The organism is Myxococcus sp. MxC21-1 (genome assembly GCF_032612255.1).
GTDB classification, from domain to species: domain Bacteria; phylum Myxococcota; class Myxococcia; order Myxococcales; family Myxococcaceae; genus Myxococcus; species Myxococcus virescens.
Window position 1 is genome coordinate 3,434,754 of the sequence record NZ_CP123278.1, and the last position, 17,862, is coordinate 3,452,615.

At 68.8% G+C, this 17,862-nt stretch carries 12 protein-coding genes and 3 pseudogenes; 14 read left to right on the top strand and 1 reads right to left on the bottom strand.

Annotated features, from left to right (window positions below):
* The first annotated feature begins 33 nt into the window (after positions 1-33).
* The 3 genes from QEG98_RS15830 to QEG98_RS15840 are packed head-to-tail and all read left to right on the top strand — an operon-like array spanning position 34 to position 1,897.
* On the top strand, positions 34-771 hold the full coding sequence (locus QEG98_RS15830; RefSeq protein WP_186817955.1) for a MotA/TolQ/ExbB proton channel family protein: 738 nt from the start codon (positions 34-36) through the stop codon (positions 769-771).
* 19 nt (positions 772-790) lie between these two features.
* Complete coding sequence (locus QEG98_RS15835) at positions 791-1,312, top strand: ExbD/TolR family protein (protein WP_011553060.1); 522 nt, start codon at positions 791-793, stop codon at positions 1,310-1,312.
* A 3-nt stretch (positions 1,313-1,315) separates the two neighbouring features.
* Positions 1,316-1,897: an ExbD/TolR family protein gene (locus QEG98_RS15840; RefSeq protein ID WP_316567273.1), complete on the top strand. Its 582-nt coding sequence runs from the start codon at positions 1,316-1,318 to the stop codon at positions 1,895-1,897.
* A 42-nt stretch (positions 1,898-1,939) separates the two neighbouring features.
* On the opposite strand, the gene QEG98_RS15845 is transcribed toward QEG98_RS15840, so the two are convergent.
* Positions 1,940-2,332, bottom strand: a complete 393-nt coding sequence (locus tag QEG98_RS15845; protein WP_090492898.1) for a TraR/DksA family transcriptional regulator — start codon at positions 2,330-2,332, stop codon at positions 1,940-1,942.
* Between the two features lie 271 nt (positions 2,333-2,603).
* Between QEG98_RS15845 and trmFO the strand changes: the two genes are divergently transcribed.
* The 11 genes and pseudogenes from trmFO to dnaK all read left to right on the top strand — a co-directional run bounded on the left by trmFO (position 2,604) and on the right by dnaK (position 17,691).
* A complete protein-coding gene (gene trmFO, locus QEG98_RS15850; RefSeq protein WP_316567274.1) occupies positions 2,604-3,977 on the top strand; it encodes a methylenetetrahydrofolate--tRNA-(uracil(54)-C(5))-methyltransferase (FADH(2)-oxidizing) TrmFO in 1,374 nt (457 codons plus the stop codon).
* Positions 3,974-5,617, top strand: coding sequence for a gliding motility protein (locus tag QEG98_RS15855; protein WP_316567275.1), 1,644 nt, complete (start codon positions 3,974-3,976; stop codon positions 5,615-5,617). Before trmFO ends, QEG98_RS15855 begins: the two co-directional genes overlap by 4 nt.
* A gap of 59 nt (positions 5,618-5,676) precedes the next feature.
* A pseudogene (locus QEG98_RS15860) lies at positions 5,677-7,932 on the top strand (kinesin).
* Between the two features lie 50 nt (positions 7,933-7,982).
* A complete protein-coding gene (locus QEG98_RS15865) occupies positions 7,983-8,885 on the top strand; it encodes a tyrosine recombinase XerC (RefSeq protein ID WP_011553066.1) in 903 nt (300 codons plus the stop codon).
* 28 nt (positions 8,886-8,913) lie between these two features.
* Positions 8,914-9,195 (top strand): hypothetical protein, encoded by a 282-nt coding sequence (locus tag QEG98_RS15870; protein WP_316567901.1) that lies wholly within the window; start codon positions 8,914-8,916, stop codon positions 9,193-9,195.
* Between the two features lie 59 nt (positions 9,196-9,254).
* Positions 9,255-11,075 carry an SLC13 family permease gene (locus tag QEG98_RS15875; protein WP_316567276.1) on the top strand — a complete coding sequence of 607 codons (1,821 nt, stop codon included), beginning with the start codon at positions 9,255-9,257 and terminating at the stop codon, positions 11,073-11,075.
* 70 nt (positions 11,076-11,145) lie between these two features.
* Positions 11,146-11,673, top strand: a complete 528-nt coding sequence (gene hslV, locus QEG98_RS15880) for an ATP-dependent protease subunit HslV (RefSeq protein ID WP_011553068.1) — start codon at positions 11,146-11,148, stop codon at positions 11,671-11,673.
* A 12-nt stretch (positions 11,674-11,685) separates the two neighbouring features.
* Entirely contained in the window at positions 11,686-13,083 is a 1,398-nt protein-coding gene (gene hslU, locus QEG98_RS15885; RefSeq protein ID WP_090492908.1) for an ATP-dependent protease ATPase subunit HslU, read from the top strand.
* Positions 13,084-13,120: 37 nt separating this feature from the next.
* Positions 13,121-14,365, top strand: coding sequence for an acetylornithine transaminase (locus QEG98_RS15890; protein ID WP_316567277.1), 1,245 nt, complete (start codon positions 13,121-13,123; stop codon positions 14,363-14,365).
* Positions 14,366-14,473: 108 nt separating this feature from the next.
* Positions 14,474-15,832, top strand: a pseudogene (locus QEG98_RS41925) (DnaJ domain-containing protein).
* Between the two features lie 18 nt (positions 15,833-15,850).
* Positions 15,851-17,691: pseudogene (gene dnaK, locus QEG98_RS15905) on the top strand (molecular chaperone DnaK).
* Positions 17,692-17,862 lie beyond the last annotated feature (171 nt).

Consider the following 17,862-nt stretch of genomic DNA (forward strand, 5'->3'; position numbering starts at 1 on the left):
CGGGGGGCGGGCGTCGAAAGGACTCTGGGCGCAATGATTCCCTCGGTAAGCGAGCTGCTGCTGGACGTGACCTTCGCGGCCACGGAAGGGGGCAAGCTGGGCGTCACGGACTCCGTCATCAAGTTCTTCAAGGATGGCGGACCGTTCATGTTCGTGAACCTGTTCTGGCTGGCGTGCTCGCTGGCGGTCGCGCTGGAGCGCATCGTCACCCTGGTGTTCCGCTACAACCTCAACGCGCCGCCCTTCATGGAGCAGATTGCCAAGCTGGTGCGCAGCGGCAACCTGGACCGCGCCGTGAAGGTGTGCGCCATGGCGCCCAACGCGCCGCTGGCCAAGGTGGTCCGCGCGGGCCTGGTGAACGCCAACCGCGGTGAGATTGAGGTCTCCAAGGCGGTGGAAGAGGCCATCGTCGAGCACAGCCCGAACGTGTCCAAGCGCATCCCCTGGCTGTGGTCCCTGGCGAACATCGCCACGTTGGTGGGGCTGGTGGGCACCATCTTCGGCCTCATCGGCACCTTCCAGGCGCTGGGCAACGTGCCGGCGGAGCAGAAGCAGGTGCTGCTGTCGGACGGCATCTCCAAGGCGATGAACAACACCGCCTTCGCGCTCTCCATCGCCGTCATCTGCATCATCTTCCACCTGTTCCTCACGTCGTACGCGAAGAGCATGGTGGAGGGGCTGGAGCTCAACGCGCTCAAGCTGGAGAACCTCCTGTCGCGCCGCGGTTCCGTGGACCCGGCCACCACGGAGCTCGAGGCGCGCGCTTCGTAGAGCGCAAGGGCACGCGGCCATGGCGTTCCACTACTCCCGGCGCAAGCTGAAGGTCCGTGAGGAAGAAGAGGCGGGCGAGCTGAACATCGTCCCGTACCTCGACATCCTCATGAACCTCATCATCTTCATGCTGCTGTCCATCACCGGCCTGGCGACGTTCGGCATCATCAACGTCAACGCCCCCGCCTATGGTGCGCCGACGACGGGCATGGCCCAGGAGAACCCGGACGATGCGCCGAAGCTGACGCTGTCCGTGCTCATCTCCAAGAAGGGGCACTTCGTCAGCAGCGAGAACGCCATCCTCGGAGAGGCGGGTACGCCCACCATCCCCGTGAAGGCGGACGGCGCGCACGACTTCTCCGCGCTCAACGCGAAGATGGTGGAGATCAAGTCCGCCTTCCCCAAGGAGACGAAGGTCATCGTGGGCGCGGACCCGGACGTCCCCTACGAGACGCTGACGCAGACGCTGGACGCCATCCGTGAGACGCAGGGCCGCGAGCGCCGGCTGCTGTTCCCGGACGTCACCCTGGGAGCCATCTGAGCCATGGCCGACCCGACGACATCCGCCGTGGACACGCCCGACGCGGAAGCCGTGGCGCGGCTGAGCTACCGCCGGGCCCTGGCGCGCAAGAAGCGCAAGGAGCGCGAGGCGGCGGGGGAGATCAAGGAGCTGAACATCACCGCGATGATGGACATGATGACCATCCTCCTGGTGTTCCTGCTCAAGTCCTTCGCCTCGTCGTCCGCGGCGGTGACGGCGTCCGAGGACGTGCGTCCGCCCGTGTCCTCCACGCGCGCCACGCCCAAGGACACCGTGGCCGTCACGATTACGCCCAGGAATGTGCTGGTGGGTGAGCGGGAGGTCCTGCGGCTGCAGAACGGTCAGTTCCCGGCCGACACGCTCCAGGGGCGGCTGGTGCTGCCGCTGGATGCGCAGCTGAAGAAGGAAGTGGAGAAGCTGAAGTACATCGCCGCGCGCAACCCGTCGGCGCCCTTCAGCGGGGAGCTGTCCGTCATCGCGGACAAGAAGATTCCCTACGACATGCTCCTCACCGTGCTCTACACGGCGGGGCAGAACGAGCTGGAGAACTACCGCTTCGTGGTGCTCCAGAAAGAGGGCGAGTAGCACGCCCCCGGGGCGGCACCGGGAGCGCGCGCTCGCATCGCCTCAGAGAGACGGGCTGGCCATGGGGCCGCCGCGCGTCTCGAGTTCGTGGATGCTGGCGTCCTCCTCGCAGCGGATGGCGAAGGGCAGGGCCTCCAGGCGTTCGATGGGAATCTCGAAGCCGCAGTCCACGCACTCGCCGAACACGCCCATCTCCATGCGGCGCAGCGCCGCGTCGATGAGCATGATTTCGCGCCGCTGCGATTCCATCAGGCTGGAGAGGGTGTAGTCGGCCAGCTCGGACTGGGCGTTTTCTTCGTATTCGGGGTCCCGCTCCTGGTTCTTCAGGGCGGTGAGTTCACGGTGCGCCCCCTCGTTGGCGCTGAGGATCTCCCGGCGGCGGCGCTGCAGGAGTTCGCGGATCCGGTTCAGATCCAGGGTTCGGCGGGTCGCCATGGCTTCGGTCCTCCCAGTCTACGAGTTCAGTGGCGCTCGCCCGGATGCAGGCCGCCCCCGAGCGGCGAACGCGAGAAACGTAGGGGTGCAACCCAGGTAGGGAAACCGCGCCTTCCAGCGGGAGGCGGAGGTGGGCCGGTGGGCGACCGGCCATGCGCGAATCCGGAGCGAGAGCGTGGGGTCGCACACGGTTGAATCGACGCTGGGCCAGGGCGTGTCAGTCCTGCTAACAGTTGCTGGACGCCGCGCGGCGCGGGCCTGGAGGAAGCGGATGGCGGATCAGAAGCAGCGGGTGACGGTGATTGGCGGCGGCCTGGCGGGGACGGAGTGCGCCTACCAGCTCTCCCGCCGCGGGGTGCCGGTGGTGCTGCGGGAGATGAAGCCCCAGAAGCGTTCTCCCGCGCACAAGTCGGACACGCTGGCGGAGCTGGTGTGCAGCAACTCGCTGCGCTCGGACAACCCGGAGAGCGCCATTGGCCTGCTGCACGCGGAGCTGCGCGCGCTGGGCTCGTTGGTGCTGAGCGCGGCGGACGCGAACCGGGTTCCCGCGGGCGACGCGCTGGCGGTGGAGCGCGAGCGCTTCTCCGCCGCGATTACGGAGTCCCTGCTGCGCCAGCCCGGCGTGGAGCTGATGGCCGGCGAGGTGGAGCAGCTGCCCGAGGACGGCCCGGTGGTGATTGCCACGGGACCGCTGACGTCGGATGCGCTGACGCGGGAGCTGGAGCGCCACGTGGGCACCCGGCTCTACTTCTATGACTCCATCGCGCCCATCCTGTCGGCGGACTCCATCGACATGAACGTGGCGTTCCGCCAGAGCCGCTACGGCAAGGGCGGCGGGGACGACTACCTCAACCTGCCGATGACGAAGGACGAGTACTACCGCTTCATCGCCGAGGTGAAGGCGGGTCAGAAGGTGGTGCCGCACGCTTTCGAGGAACCCAAGTACTTCGAAGGGTGTCTGCCCATTGAAGTGATGGCCGAGCGTGGCGACGACACCCTGGCCTACGGGCCCATGAAGCCGGTGGGCCTGAGGGACCCGCGCACGGGCCAGGAGCCCTACGCGGTGGTGCAGCTGCGCATGGAGGACGTGGGCGGCACGTCCTGGAACATGGTGGGCTTCCAGACGCGGCTGACCTGGGGTGAACAGAAGCGCATCTTCAGCAACTTCATCCCCGGACTTCAGCAAGCGGAGTTCCTCCGGATGGGGCAGATCCACCGGAACACCTTCATCGACTCGCCCCGGCTGCTGGCGAAGGACTTGTCGCTGAAGACGGAGCCCCGGCTCTACTTCGCGGGGCAGATCTCCGGCGTGGAGGGCTACGTGGAGAGCGCGGCATGTGGATACCTGGTGGCGTTGGCGCTGCACGCACGGCTGACGGGGACGGAGTTCGTTCCGCCGCCGGCCACCACGGCGATGGGCGCGCTGCTGCGGCACGTGACGGGCGAAGCGCACCCGCCGGACTACCCGCACCAGCCCTCCAACATCAGCTTCGGCATCTTTTCGCCGCTGACCGGGCGGATGAAGAAGGCGGAGAAGCGCGCGGCGTATTCGGCGCGAGCGAAGCAGGACCTGGCGGCATGGCTGCCGCATGCGGGTGTCCCGGCGGCGGGCGCCCCCGAGCACGTGGACCAGAGGAGCGCATGATGCGGATGCGGCAGGGGCGGCTGTGGACCGCGGGCCTGATGGCCTCGCTGGTGATGGCGGGCACGGGCTGCAAGCAGGGCGAAAATGGTGGCTCGGAGGCCCCGGGCGTGCGGCGCGCCAAGGCCGCCGCGGCGGCGGAGAAGCCACCTCCGCCCGGTGCCCCCGGCGCGGGACAGGGAACGCTCCTGGCCTCGGGCCGCGTGACGGACCTGCGGGTGACGCCGGACGGCCGCTTCGCCACGTACCTGGTCAACGGGAAGAAGCCCGCGCTGGACGGCATTCCGCCGCAGATGGTGCTGGGCGAGCTGTACGTGGTGCCCGTGGAGGGCGGCGAGCCGCGCAAGCTGGGCGAGGGCGTGACGAACGTCCCCGGCGGACAGTTGGTGGCGCCGGGCTCGAAGCACGTCCTCTTCCTCACCGGCTACAACCCGGCGACGCAGTCGGGCGCGCTGAACGTGGCGTCACTGGATGACGCGAAGGCGGAGCCCGTCATGCTGGGCACGGCGGTCAGCTACATGCTGCCCAGCCCGGATGGGACGAAGCTGGCCTACGTGGATGGCGGCAAGCTGAAGCTGGGCGCGCTGCCGTCAGGGCCCTTCACGGACGTGGCGGCGGAGGTCAGCACCGCCCAGTTCACGCCGGACAGCAAGACGCTGCTCTTCAAGCGCCGGCTGTCCGCGGCGGGGGGCATGGCGGCCATCTCCGTGGAGAAGCCGGACGCGCCGCCCGTGAAGGTGGGGGACCAGGTGGGGGACTACGAAGTCTCCCCGGATGGTCAGCGCGTGGCCTTCCAGGTGCGCAGCGAGTCGGTGCGGGGGCTGTATGACTTGTACTTGGCGGAGCTGCCGGAGCTGAAGGTGAAGCGGCTGGCGGTGGCCTCGGGTGTGTTTGCCTTTTCGCCCGATGGCAAATGGCTGGCGCGCACGGAGAACGGCAAGCCGAACGTGCCAGGGGACTTGTACCTGGGCCCGGCGACGGGGGGCGCGGGGCGCAAGCTGGGCGTGCAGGTGGAGAAGCTGGCCTTCTCTCCGGACTCGCAGGCGGTGGGCTTCCTGGAGAAGTATGACTCGACCGCGAACGCGGGGCTGATGTCGGTGGCCGCGCTGCCGGACGGCACGACGAAGCAGGTGGGCGGCCGCGTGCCCAACTTCGTCTGGGGCTCGGACGGGCGCTATGTGGCGTTCCTCTCGCGCATCCTCAAGCCCGCGTACTCGGTGGACCTGATGCTGTACACCCTGGGGGAGGAGCGGGCGGCGAAGGTGCAGCAGGGCGTCTTTGGCTATGGCTTCACGCCGGGCAACGCGCAGGTGGTGTTCCGCTCCAACTGCATCCGCAATGGACGCTCGTGTGACTTCATGGCCATGGACCTGCCCCGGCAGGCGGACCCCCGTACGTGGCTGCAGGGCATCTTCAGCTACAAGGTGTCCGAGGATGGTCAGCGGGTGCTCGTCACGTATGCCCGCATGGACTCGGACACCTACGATGTGGCGGTGTACGACGTGAAGACCCAGGCGCGGAAGACGCTGGACCAGGGCGTCCAGGTGCCGGTGTCCTTCGGGGGCAAGAATGACTCGCTGGCCGTGTACGCGATTACGCAGGGCCCGAAGGCCGGCATCTACAGCGTCCCCGCGACGCTGTAGCTTTTGATTGTTGAGGATCGTGCGATTCGCCGGGCGGTGTGCTTACTTCCTCCGCCTGTATGGCTTCGCTCATCTATCGCCGCTACGGCGGCTCGCTCCAGGTCGACATTCCCTCCTTCGATGTGCTGGTGGAGGCGATCCGCATCCCCGAAACGCAGTGGATTGCCACGGCGTGCCCGTTGGAGGGCTTGAGCTGTGACCCTCGCCTGCTGACGTTGATGGACGCGGACGGCAACGGCCGCATCCGCGTGGCGGAGGTGCGCACGGCGGTGGACTGGGCCGCCAAGCAGCTCAAGGACCGGCGCGGCGCGGATGCTTCCAGTGACGTGCTGGAGTTGAACGCGCTCAGCGAGGAGGCGCGGCCCCTGCGCGGCGCGGCGGAGATGATTCTCCGGACGCTGAAGGCGACGGACGCCGGGCGCATCTCCCTGGCGCAGGTTCGCGAGAGCGAGAAGGCCCTGCGCGAGGCCGGGCAGAACGGCGATGGCATCGTCGCGCCCGAGCACCTGCCCGAGCACCTGCGGCACCGGCCCAGGAGCTGATGGCCAGCTTTCCCGCGCTGACGAACCGGGCAGGCAAGGCGGGCGTGGACGCGGCGCTGGTGGCGCGCTTCCGCGAGGAGCGCGCGAAGCTGCGGGAGCACCGGGAGAAGCAGGGCGCGGCGTTCGTCTGGGGCGACATCAGCCTGGAGACGGCCAAGCGCGTGCGCGATGTGGCGCCGCTGCTGGATGCGTACTTCGTGCAGTGCCGGCTGGTGGCCGCGCAGCCCGAAGCGGCGGCGAGCCTGCGCCTGCGCGCGGAGCGGGTGGAGGGCGCGCTGGGAGACGTGGCGGCGCTGGGGAAGGCGGCGGGGGACCTGCCCATCGCGCCGCCGGATGCGTCGGGTGTGCTGGAGTGGTCCCGTCTGCTGCGCGGGCCCGCGTACGAGGTGCTGGAGGCGTTCCGCACGGACGTCGCCACGCCGATGACGGGGGATTCGCAGCGGCTGTCGGACTCGGCGTGGCGGGGGCTGATGGCGAAGGCGGATGGTGTGCTGGCGTGGCAGGCGCAGCTCGAGGCGAACCCGGTGCGCAAGCTGATGGACACGCTGCCATCGGTTTCGGACGCGGACCTGGATGCCCTGGAAGCCGCGAGCGCGGCGGACCTCGCGCTCAAGCCCACGCTGGATGCCGTCAACGAACTGGAGCGGTTGGTGCTCTACCAGCGCTGGCTGCTGCTGTTCGCGAACAACTTCATCAGCATGCCCAACCTCTACATGCCCAAGCGGTTGGCGCTGGTGGAGAAGGGGACGCTCATCCTGGGCGGGCGCAAGTACACGCTGTCGGTGCTGGTGACGAACCGGGCCGCGCACTCCGCGCTCACCTCGCTGGGGACCACCTGCATCCTCTACGTCCAGGTGGCGCCGAAGGACGGGACACCCGGGTATGAAGTGGCGGTGCCGGTGACGAGCGGCCGGAGCACGGAGCTCGCGGTGGGCAAGCGGGGCGTCTTCTACGACGTGGACGGCGTGGAGAGCGACGCCATCGTGACGCAGGTGGTTCGTCAGCCCGTGTCGCTGTGGGAGTCGATGACCATGCCCTTCGCGCGCATCGGCGAGTTCATCACGAGCAAGGTGGAGGGCCTGGCGTCGGCGGGCGAGAAGACGTTCGATTCGACGCTGGAGCAGGGCTACACGCACGCGACGAATGCGCCGCCGGTGGCGCCTCCTCCGGCGGCGGGCGCGGCTCCCGCCGCCGCCGCCGCAGCACCTCCAGGGGCGGGCTCGCGGGCATCGTGGCGGCGGGCGGCCGGCGGCTGCGGCGCTGGGTTCGTCTTTCGCGTTCATCATGACGCAGGTGAAGTCGCTGACGCTGGTGGACCTCATCTCCGCGGCGACGCTGATTGCCATTGTCGTCATGGCCCCGGCGGGGCTTCTGGGCTGGCTGAAGCTGCGCCGGCGCAACCTGGCGCTGCTGTTGGAAGGCTCGGGCTGGGCGCTCAATGACCGGCTGATGCTGACGCCGGAGCTGTCCTCACTGGTGACGCGCCGTCCGAAGCTGCCCTCGAACGCCCGGGTGGACCGCTTGGACATGGTGCGCTCGGCGCTCGTCCGGCAGCAGGAGGACGACGAGGCGGAGGGCGCGTCCGGGTGGACGAAGCTGGCCATCACGCTGGCGGTGATTTTCGTGCTGCTCTGGCAGGTCAGGATTCCGCTGCTGACCTGGTTCTGCCACGCGGGCTGGTTGTCTCAGGACACTTGCCTGGCGGTGTTGCCGTCCCAGGCGGAGCCGGCTCCGGCGGCGGCGCCTGCCGCGGCTCCGGCCAAGGCACCGTAGGCTCACCGCGAATCTTGCCAGGACTTCTCCGGCCCGTAGGCTCGTCCTTGATGACGAGCCTGTCGCCGCTGCTGGAGAAGTTCCGCGCCCACCTGGAGGACGAGAAGGGCTCGTCCCCGCACACGGTGCGCAACTACCTCATCGACCTGGTGGACTTCGAGCGCTACCTGGTGGAGCGAATGAAGCTGTCGCTCCTGTCGGGGACGCACGCGGCGATTCGTGGCTACCTGGGCACCTTGAGCACGGACCACGCTCCGGCAAGCCGGGCGCGGCGGCTGGCGAGCATCAAGTCCTTCTACAAGTACCTGGTGCGGCAGAAGCTGTTGCCCGCAAGCCCCGCGAAGCTGGTGAAGAGTCCGAAGCTGCCGAAGACGCTGCCCAAGGTGCTGCCGGTGGAGGAGGTCTTCGCCATCCTGGACATGCCTGATGTGAAGACGGTGCTCGGGCTTCGGGACAGGGCGATCCTGGAGCTGCTCTACGGCGGCGGCCTGCGTATCAGTGAGTTGTGCGGGTTGGACCTGCTGGACATCGACCGCAGCGGGCGAATCGTCCGGGTGATGGGCAAGGGGAGCAAGGAGCGGCTCGTGCCCGTGAACGCGCAGTCCATCCGGGCGTTGGAGGCGTACCTCGCGAGGCGGGGAGAGCTGCTGGCCACGATTCGGAAGGATCAGGCGCCGGAGGCGATGTTCCTCAACTTCCGGGGTGGGCGCCTGACGCCGAGGAGCATCGCGCGGCACCTGGACACGTACGTGTTGAAGTGCGCGCTGACACGGAAGGTGAGCCCGCACGCCATGCGTCACTCCTTCGCCACGCACCTGCTGGGCGGCGGCGCGGACATCCGCAGCATCCAGGAGTTGCTGGGCCATTCGAGCCTGTCCACCACGCAGCGGTATACCCAGGTGACGTGGGAGCAGCTCCAGCAGGTCTACGACTCCGCGCATCCGCGGGCGTGACTGCAATGAGTCCAGGAGGTGCGACGTGATGCAGACCGTGGCCGCCATCGCGAACGGGCTGGCCTGGTTCCTCCTTGCTCTGGGCTTGTTGGCAGACGGGTTCACCGTGTTCCTGTTGGTGACGACAGCACGCAGAAAGCGGATGGCTTCGGGCGTTCCCGTGGTTGCATTGCTGTTCTACGCCCAGTTCTGCGCCATTCGCTCGGCGTTGTCCCTGTCCTGTTTTGCCCCGGTCCTCGCGGCGCTCTGTCTCGTCCATCTGGGCGTGCAGTGGGGCTTGCCGGTGCTATTGGCGCGCCAGCGGTCGTGACGTCGAGCCTGGGGCGTTGGGGTAGCGAGTCCCCACGTGGGGTGTCATAGCTGCTCGATGTGACTCCTCCCGCGCTCATCACCCTTGGCATCCTCGCCGTCTCCCTGGTGCTCTTCGTGAGCGACCGGGTGCGGCTGGACATTGTGGCGTTGCTCGCGCTGCTGTCGCTCCTCCTCTTCGACATCGTTCCTGTGGATGATGCGCTCGCGGGTTTCAGCAACCCGGTGGTCATCATGCTGGTGGGACTCTTCGTGATTGGCGGCGCCATCACGGAGACAGGACTGGCGGGGTGGCTGGGACAGCGGCTGGGGCACCTCGCGGGGGAAGGGGAGGGGCGCACCATCGCCGTGGTGATGCTGGCCACCGCCGCGCTGTCTGCCTTCATGAGCTCCACGGGAACCGTGGCCATCCTGATGCCAGTGGTGGGAACGCTCGCCCTTCGCCGCGGAATCGCGCCTGCCCGCATCTACCTGCCCTTCGCGTTCGCCGCCCACCTGGGCAGCATGCTGACGCTCATCAGCACCCCGCCCAACCTCATCGTGAGTGGGGCACTCCGGGACGCGGGCCATGAGCCGTTCCGCTTCTTCACCTTCTTCCCCATCGGCGTGGTGATGCTCGCCGCGGGCATGCTGTTCCTCATCTTCGCCGGCAAATACCTGCTGCCCTCGGCGGCGCAGGGACAGGTCGCGGCGCAGGCCGTCCTGTCACCCGAGGACTTCGCCACTGAGTACGGCCTGGGAACGTTGCTTCATGCCCTCCGCGTTCCCCGTGGCTCGAAGCTCGTGGGCCGGACGCTCGGCGAGGCGAACCTGCGCTCCGCGCACGCAGTGAACGTGGTGGGCATCTCATTGATGGGCGCCGCGCATCCGGTGGTTCCGCACCGTCCTTTCGGAGCGGACGAGGTCCTGGTCGTCCAGGGCCATGAGGATGCCGTCGTCGCGACGGTGGAGCACTGGGGGCTGGAGCGGCTCCCGTCCTTGCAGTCGCTGTCACTGCCTCCCGAGGAGTCGCTCGCGGAGGTGGTGATTCCCCGCCGCTCGGCGCTGGCGGGCCGGACGCTCCGGCAGGCGCGCTTTCGTGACCAGTTCCGGGCCACGGTGCTCGCGATTCGCCGGGGCACGGACGCGGTGGTGGATGCCTCGTCTCCCGCCCTCAAGGACTTCACGCTGCGGCGCGGGGATACCCTGCTCGTGAAGGGCCGCAAGAAGCACCTGCGCAACCTGTCCGAGGCCCGAAAGGACCTCGTGCTGCTCGCTGAACCTGATCCGCGCACCGACCGCCTCGCCGATCCTCGGCGGGCGGCGCTCACTGTCGTCATCACCCTGGCGATGCTGACGGTGATGGCCCTGGGCCTGCTGCCCAACGTGGTCGCGGTGCTGCTCGCGGCGGTGGCCATGGTGCTCACGGGCTGCGTGCGCTCCGCGGACGTCTACCGCACGGTCAACTGGGAGAGCGTCGTGCTCATCGCCGGAATGTTCCCGCTGGCCACCGCGCTGGAGCGGACCGGCGTGACGCAACTGGCGGTGGCGGGCCTGGAGCGGCTCTTCACCGGCGCCAGCCCCCACGCCGTCTTGGCGGTGCTCGCCATCGTGACGTCCACCCTGGGTTTGTTCATCTCCAACACGGCCACCGCCGTCCTCGTGGCCCCGGTCGCCCTCCGCATCGCGGAGTCCATGGAACTGCGGCCCGAGCCGCTGTTGATGGCGGTGGCCATTACCGCGTCGGCGGCGTTCGCCACGCCCATCGCGTCGCCCGTGAACACGCTGGTCATGAGCCCTGGGGGCTACCGGTTCGCCGACTATGCCCGGGTGGGCATCCCGCTCCAGGTGCTCATCGTCGCGCTGGCGGTGCTGGTGGTGCCGTGGGTGCTTCCTTTTTGAAGTCTGAGAGCAGACAGCCAGTCACTGTTCCTTGGAAACGCCGCGCCCGGCTTGTTAAACCCCGGGTCCTATGTTCCACGGCACCACCATCCTCTGCGTGCGGCGTGACGGGAAGGTCGCCATCGCCAGCGACGGCCAGGTCTCCCTCGAAAAGACCGTGATGAAGAACACGGCGAAGAAGGTCCGCCGGCTGGGCGAAGGCCAGGTGCTCGCCGGCTTCGCTGGCAGCACCGCGGACGCCTTCACGCTCTTCGAGCGCTTCGAGGCCAAGCTCAAGGAGCACCAGAAGAACATGGCCCGCGCCTGCGTGGAGCTGGGCAAGGACTGGCGCACCGACCGCTTCCTCCGCCGGCTGGAAGCGCTCCTCATCGTCGCCGACAAGGAGAAGACGTTCATCCTCTCCGGCGCGGGTGACGTGATTGAGCCCGACTACGGCATCGCCGCGGTGGGCAGTGGTGGCCCCTACGCGTTCGCCGCCGCGCGCGCCCTCATGGCGCACACGCAGATGTCTGCCCGCGACGTGGTGCACCAGTCGCTCACCATCGCGGGTGAAATCGACATCTACACCAACGCCAACATCTCCATCGAAGAGCTCTAGGAGACACACCCCGTGGCCGAATCGCGCAAGTTGTCCGCCTTCACGCCTCGCGAGGTCGTCAGCGAGCTGGACCGCTACATCGTCGGGCAGAACGCCGCCAAGCGCGCCGTCGCCATTGCCCTGCGCAACCGGTGGCGCCGCCAGCAGGTCAACGACGACCTGCGGGATGAAATCCACCCGAAGAACATCATCATGATTGGCCCCACCGGCGTGGGGAAGACGGAGATTGCCCGCCGCCTGGCGAAGCTCGCCCAGGCGCCCTTCGTCAAGGTGGAGGCCTCCAAGTTCACCGAGGTCGGCTACGTCGGCCGTGACGTCGAGTCGATGATTCGCGACCTCGTCGAGGCCGCCATCGCGCTGGTCCGCGAGGAGGAGACCGAGAAGGTGGGCCCCCGCGCCGAGGAGTTGGCCGAGGACCGCTTGATCGAGCTGATGCAGGGCGGCGGCGTGAAGTCGTCGTCCGCGACGCCGCCGTTCGGCTTCGCCCCACCGCCACCCCCACCGGTCCAGCGTGTCAGCGACACCGCGCGCGAGAAGTTCCGCGCCCAGCTCCGCGCCGGCACCCTGGATGACGTGGAGGTGGAGGTGGAGACCGCGGAGTCGTCGCCCACCTTCATGCGGGGCTTCTCCGGCCAGGGCATGGAGGAGATTGGCGTCAACCTCCAGGACCTCTTCAAGAACATGCCGGGCATGAACAAGACGCGCCGCCGTCGCGTGCGCGTGCCCGAGGCGCTTCAGCTCCTGCGCAAGGAAGAGGCCGCCAAGCTGGTGGACCCCGACCGCGTCCAGCGCGAGGCCGTGCTCCGCGCCGAGATGAACGGCATCATCTTCATCGACGAAATCGACAAGATTGCCAGCCGCGAGGGCGGCAAGGGCGGGGGCGGCCCGGACGTGTCCCGGGAGGGCGTCCAGCGGGACATCCTCCCCATCGTCGAGGGCTCCACCATCAACACCAAGTATGGCGTGGTGAAGACGGACCACATGCTCTTCATCGCCGCTGGCGCCTTCCACGTCTCCAAGCCCAGCGACCTCATCCCGGAATTGCAGGGCCGCTTCCCCATCCGCGTGGAGCTGGAGCCCCTGACGGGCGAGGACCTGGTCCGAATCCTCCGGGAGCCGAAGAATTCGCTCTTGCGACAGTACACGGCCCTGCTCAGCACCGAAGGGGTGCGTCTGTCCTTCACCGACGACGCGGTGACGGAGCTGGCGCGCATCGCCCAGCAGGCCAACGAGAGCACGGCGAACATCGGCGCCCGGCGGCTGCACACCATCCTGGAGCGACTGCTGGACGAGGTGTCCTTCTCCGCCAGTGAGATGGGACCCCGGGATTTCCAGGTGGACGCCGCCTACGTGCGCGAGCGCCTGGCTGCCATCGTCCAGGATGAGGACCTGTCGCGCTACATCCTGTAGCGCGCTATATGCGGAGGGGCACCGTACCGCACGAAGGATGACTGCCTTGTCGCAATCCGAGCTGTCCCCCTCCGCATCGTCCGACTCCTCCACCGACGCCCTGGTCCAGAAGGCGAAGCGCCACCTGCTGCAGAACTACAAGCAGCCGCCCTTCGTCCTGGCTCGGGGCCAGGGGGCTCGTGTCTGGGACACGGATGGCCGCGAGTACCTGGACCTGATTGGTGGCATCGCCACGTGCGCGCTGGGACATTGCCACCCGGACGTCGTGGCCGCCGCGAAGGCGCAGCTGGATTCACTGTGGCATGTCTCCAACGCCTTCTATTCGCAGCCCCAGATTGACCTGGCCGCGCAACTCACCGAGTGGTCCGGCCTGTCACGCGCGTTCTTCTGCAACTCGGGCGCGGAGGCGAACGAGGCGCTGCTCAAGCTGACGCGCAAGGTGATGAAGGACCGCGGCACCCCGGAGCGCTTCGAGGTCATCTCCTTCGACAGCAGCTTCCACGGCCGCACCCTGGCCACCGTCACCGCCACTGGCCAGGCGAAGTACCAGAAGGGCTTCGAGCCGCTGCCCGCCGGCTTCACCCACGTGCCCTATGGCGACCTCGAAGCGGTGCGCAAGGCCGTGGGCCCGGCGACCGCCGCCATCCTCGTGGAGCCCATCCAAGGGGAGGGTGGGGTGCGGATGGCGCCCCAGGGGTTCCTCGCCGGTCTGCGCGCGCTGTGTGACGAGCACGGGCTGCTGCTGCTGGTGGACGAAGTCCAGACGGGCATGGGCCGCACCGGCAAGCCGTTCGGCTTCATGCACGAGGGCATCGTCCCGGACGGCATCAGCGTGGCGAAGGCGCTGGGCAACGGCCTGCCGATTGGCGCCATGCTCTGCAAGGAAGCGCTGGGCGCCAGCCTCACGCCGGGCACGCACGGCTCCACCTTTGGTGGCAACCCGGTGGCCGCGGCCGCCGCCAATGCCGTGGTGCGCATCCTCCGCCGTCCCGGCTTCCTGGACGAGGTCCAGGAGAAGGGCGCCTATCTGCTCGCCCGGGCGCGGGAGCTCCAGGGCCGGCTGCCCGCGGGCCGCATCCAGGCCGTGCGCGGCCAGGGGCTGCTGGTGGGCGTGGAGTTGGATCGCGAGGTGGCGCCCGTCATCGCCCAACTGCGCGGCGAGGGGCTGCTGGTGAATGCCGCCGGCGACCGCACGCTGCGCTTCGCGCCGCCCTTCATCGTCACCGTGCGTGAGTTGGATGAAGGCCTGTCCATTCTCGAGCGCGTGCTCGCCGCCAACTGACCGGCGTGGCCGCGTTCCACCGCATGGGGAAGGGTTCACGGACGTTTGACGCCCTGCGTCCGGAACCCTAGTCTGGAAACTCCGGAAGTCTTTCCTCGGACTGTCACTGTGAGTGCGCCAAACACGATCATCGGGCTGGGGGCCCTGACGGATCACATCGCCACGGTGCCCCAACTGGATGCAGCGCGTCTCCAGCTCACCGCGGAAGAGGGCTCGGTGCTCCAGCTCGTGGGGCGCGTGGAGCGCATCGACCAGGTGCTGGCGCGCTCCAAGCTGGGCGAGCCGCGCACCATCGCCGTGCTGCTGTCGCTGCGGGCCAAGGGCGCCATCGTCCCCGCCCGGGTGGTGCCTCGGGGCGCGCCCGCGCCCGTGGTGGACGCGGCCATGGCCGAGGAGGTGGACCTCGAGCCGGAGCGGAAGAAGGAGATCATCGAGCTGGAGCGCTCGCTCGACGCGATGGACCACTTCGCCGTGTTGGGGCTGAAGCCCGGGGCTCCCGCGTCGGAGGTGAAGCAGGCGTATTACAACGCCTCGCGCCGCTTCCATCCGGACCGCTACTTCGGGAAGAACCTGGGCAGCTTCCGCGCCCGCATGGAGCGCATCTTCCGGCGCCTCACGGACGCGCACAACGTGCTCATGCAGCCGGACAAGCGCGAGGCCTACCTGCGCGCGAATCCGGCACTGGCTCAGGCCGAACGCGCCGCCGCGCCGCCGCCCCCTCCGCGCCGCCTCCGTCCGCGCCTGCGCAGCAGCTGCTGACGCCAGAGCCGCCGCCGGTGCATCAGGTTTCATCGCCACCCCCGGCGCCCCGTCCGCCCGTGGCGTCCAGCGGGCCTTCATCCATTCCGCCGCCGTCGCGTCCGCTGGCGCCACCGCCGGATGATGGCGCGTCCGAAGCGCGCCGGGCGGAGCGGCAGGCCCGGTTGGCCCGGCATCCCTACGGCCCGCACGGGCCGGCTGGCCGAGCTGATTGCCCGGGGCAAGGCCGCCATCGCCAGTGGCGACTGGGAGCGGGCCTATCACGACTTCCATCAGGTCCAGACGATGGACCCGAAGAACCGCGAAGTCGCTCTTCTCCTGGTCAAGGCGCGCCGGGGGCATGACTCGCAGCGGGCGACCATCGAGGTCGCTCGAGGGCGGGAGATGGAGCGGCATGGCGACACGCATGGGGCCATGTCGGCCTACCGGCTCGCCTGCTCGCTGGACGACCAGAACGCCGAGGCCGCCTGGCGCTGCGCCCGCCTGGGGCACCTGTTGGGGCAGGATGCAGCCGAAAGCCGAGGGCTGGCGCAGCGCGCCGTGGAGCTGGAACCCGACAAGGTCGAGCACCACCTGACGCTGGGAAAGGTGCTGTTGGACAGCGGATCGAAGAAACTCGCGAAGCGAGCCTTCGAGGATGCGGCGAAGCTGGCCCCGGACAACGCGGAAGCGAAGGCCGCGCTCAAGAAGCTGCGCTGGACGTTCTAGGAGTAAGTACGGTTCCCCATGGCTGAGCCCGAACCCCTCATTGGCATCGACCTGGGAACGACGAACAGCATCGTCGCCACCGTCCAGGACGGCCAGCCCGTCGTCATCAAGAACCGCACGGGCCAGGGGCTCACGCCCTCCGTCGTGGCCATGGCGAAGAACGGCAAGCGGCTGGTGGGAAGCATCGCCAAGCGGCAGGCCATCACCAATCCGCAGGAGACGGTGTACGCGGCCAAGCGGCTCATCGGCCGGAAGTTCTCCTCGCACGAGGTGCAGGACTCGCTGCGCGCGCTGTCCTACGAGGTGGTGGCGGGGCAGCACGACGACTTGCGCATCCGCATGGGCGGCAAGGACCTGTCCGTCCCCGAAATCAGCGCCATGATTCTCCAGGAGCTGAAGGCGGACGCGGAGGCGCACTTCGGCCGGCCCGTCTCCAAGGCCGTCATCACGGTGCCGGCCTACTTCAACGACGCCCAGCGCCAGGCCACCAAGGACGCGGGCCGCATCGCCGGGCTGGACGTGCTGCGAATCATCAACGAGCCCACGGCCGCGGCGCTGGCCTACGGCTTCGGCCGCACGGTGAACGGGCGCGTGGCGGTGCTGGACCTGGGGGGCGGGACCTTCGACGTGTCCGTGCTGGATATCTCCCAGGGCGTCTTCGACGTGGTGGGCACCGGCGGTGACACCTATCTGGGCGGCGAGGACTGGGACAACCGCATCATCGAATGGCTCGTCTTCGGCTTCGCGAAGGAGCACGGCATCGACCTGCGCAAGGACCGCATGGCGTTGCAGCGGCTCAAGGACGCGGCGGAGAAGGCCAAGGTGGAGCTGTCCAGTGTGCGCGAGGCGGGGCTCAACCTGCCCTTCATCTGCACGCCGCCCGGCGGTGGTGCGGCGCTGCACCTGCAAGCCACGCTGAGCCGCGACAAGCTGGATGACCTGACGTCCGACCTGGCGGAGCGGGTGGTGGGGCTGACCACCGAGGTGCTCGGCGAGGCGGGCGTGCGCGCCTCCGAGCTCAAGGAAGTCATCCTCGTGGGCGGCATGTCGCGCATGCCGAAAATCGTGGAGGCCGTGCGCGGCTACTTCCGCCGCGAGCCCTGCAAGGGCGTCCATCCGGACGAGGTGGTGGCGCTGGGCGCCGCGATTCAAGCCCATGCGCTGGTGCAGCCGGAGCACGAGCTGCTCTTGCTGGACGTGACGCCGCAGAGCCTGGGCGTGGCCATCGCCGGGGGCTCCGTGCGCCGGCTCATCCCCAAGAACACCACGGTGCCCACGTCGGCCACGGAGGTCTTCGCCACGTCGAAGGACTTCCAGCGCGTCGTGAAGATCATGGTGCTCCAGGGGGAGCACGACCTGGCGCACCAGAACGAGCTGCTGGGCGAGTTCGTCCTCACCGGCCTGCGGGAGGCGCCCCGGGGCCAGGTGGAGATTGACGTCACCTTTGACATCAACGCGGAAGGCATCGTCTCCGTGCACGCGAAGGACCGGGAGACGGGGCTTCGCCAGTCCATCACCGTCACCGCGTCCAGCGGCCTCACGGAGGAGGAGCTCCAGCGCATCATGGACGAGCAGCGCGGCTACCTCATCGCCGCGCGGGCGTCCGAGGAGCTGAAGACGCGGCGCGTGGAGCTGGACTCGCTGGCGCGCGACGTGGTGGACGCGCTGACGCGGGCGCGGCTTCTGCCGGTGGGGGCGGTCTGGCGCCGGATGTGATGCCTCGCGCGGAGCAGGTGCTGGAGCACGCGCGCGCGGTCCGCGCGGGCGAAGACGTGGCGGCGCTGGGCCGCGCGTGTGAACTGCTCACGGGATGCCTGGCGCAGCTCAAGGGCCCGGCGCCCGGCGGCACGGGGCGGTAGATGAGCAGCCAGCGCGCGAACCAGCTCATCGAGGCAGGACTGTGGCTGCGCCTCAGTGGCGACGCCCAGGGAGCGCAGCGGCTCTTCGAGCGCGCGCTGGAGCTGGATCCGACCAACACCCGCGCCCGGGAGTACCGGCGGCCGCCGCGGGCGCGCCTTCGCGGGGCACGG

What these genes read in the sequence shown, in the direction of transcription:
- QEG98_RS15865 (WP_011553066.1), top strand. Translation starts at nt 7,983, where the DNA reads ATGACGAGCCTGTCGCCGCTGCTGGAGAAGTTCCGCGCCCACCTGGAG.
- QEG98_RS15830 (WP_186817955.1), top strand. Translation starts at nt 34, where the DNA reads ATGATTCCCTCGGTAAGCGAGCTGCTGCTGGACGTGACCTTCGCGGCC.
- QEG98_RS15845 (WP_090492898.1), bottom strand. Translation starts at nt 2,332, where the DNA reads ATGGCGACCCGCCGAACCCTGGATCTGAACCGGATCCGCGAACTCCTG.
- QEG98_RS15840 (WP_316567273.1), top strand. Translation starts at nt 1,316, where the DNA reads ATGGCCGACCCGACGACATCCGCCGTGGACACGCCCGACGCGGAAGCC.
- QEG98_RS15870 (WP_316567901.1), top strand. Translation starts at nt 8,914, where the DNA reads ATGCAGACCGTGGCCGCCATCGCGAACGGGCTGGCCTGGTTCCTCCTT.
- QEG98_RS15890 (WP_316567277.1), top strand. Translation starts at nt 13,121, where the DNA reads ATGACTGCCTTGTCGCAATCCGAGCTGTCCCCCTCCGCATCGTCCGAC.
- trmFO (WP_316567274.1), top strand. Translation starts at nt 2,604, where the DNA reads ATGGCGGATCAGAAGCAGCGGGTGACGGTGATTGGCGGCGGCCTGGCG.
- QEG98_RS15855 (WP_316567275.1), top strand. Translation starts at nt 3,974, where the DNA reads ATGATGCGGATGCGGCAGGGGCGGCTGTGGACCGCGGGCCTGATGGCC.
- hslV (WP_011553068.1), top strand. Translation starts at nt 11,146, where the DNA reads ATGTTCCACGGCACCACCATCCTCTGCGTGCGGCGTGACGGGAAGGTC.
- QEG98_RS15835 (WP_011553060.1), top strand. Translation starts at nt 791, where the DNA reads ATGGCGTTCCACTACTCCCGGCGCAAGCTGAAGGTCCGTGAGGAAGAA.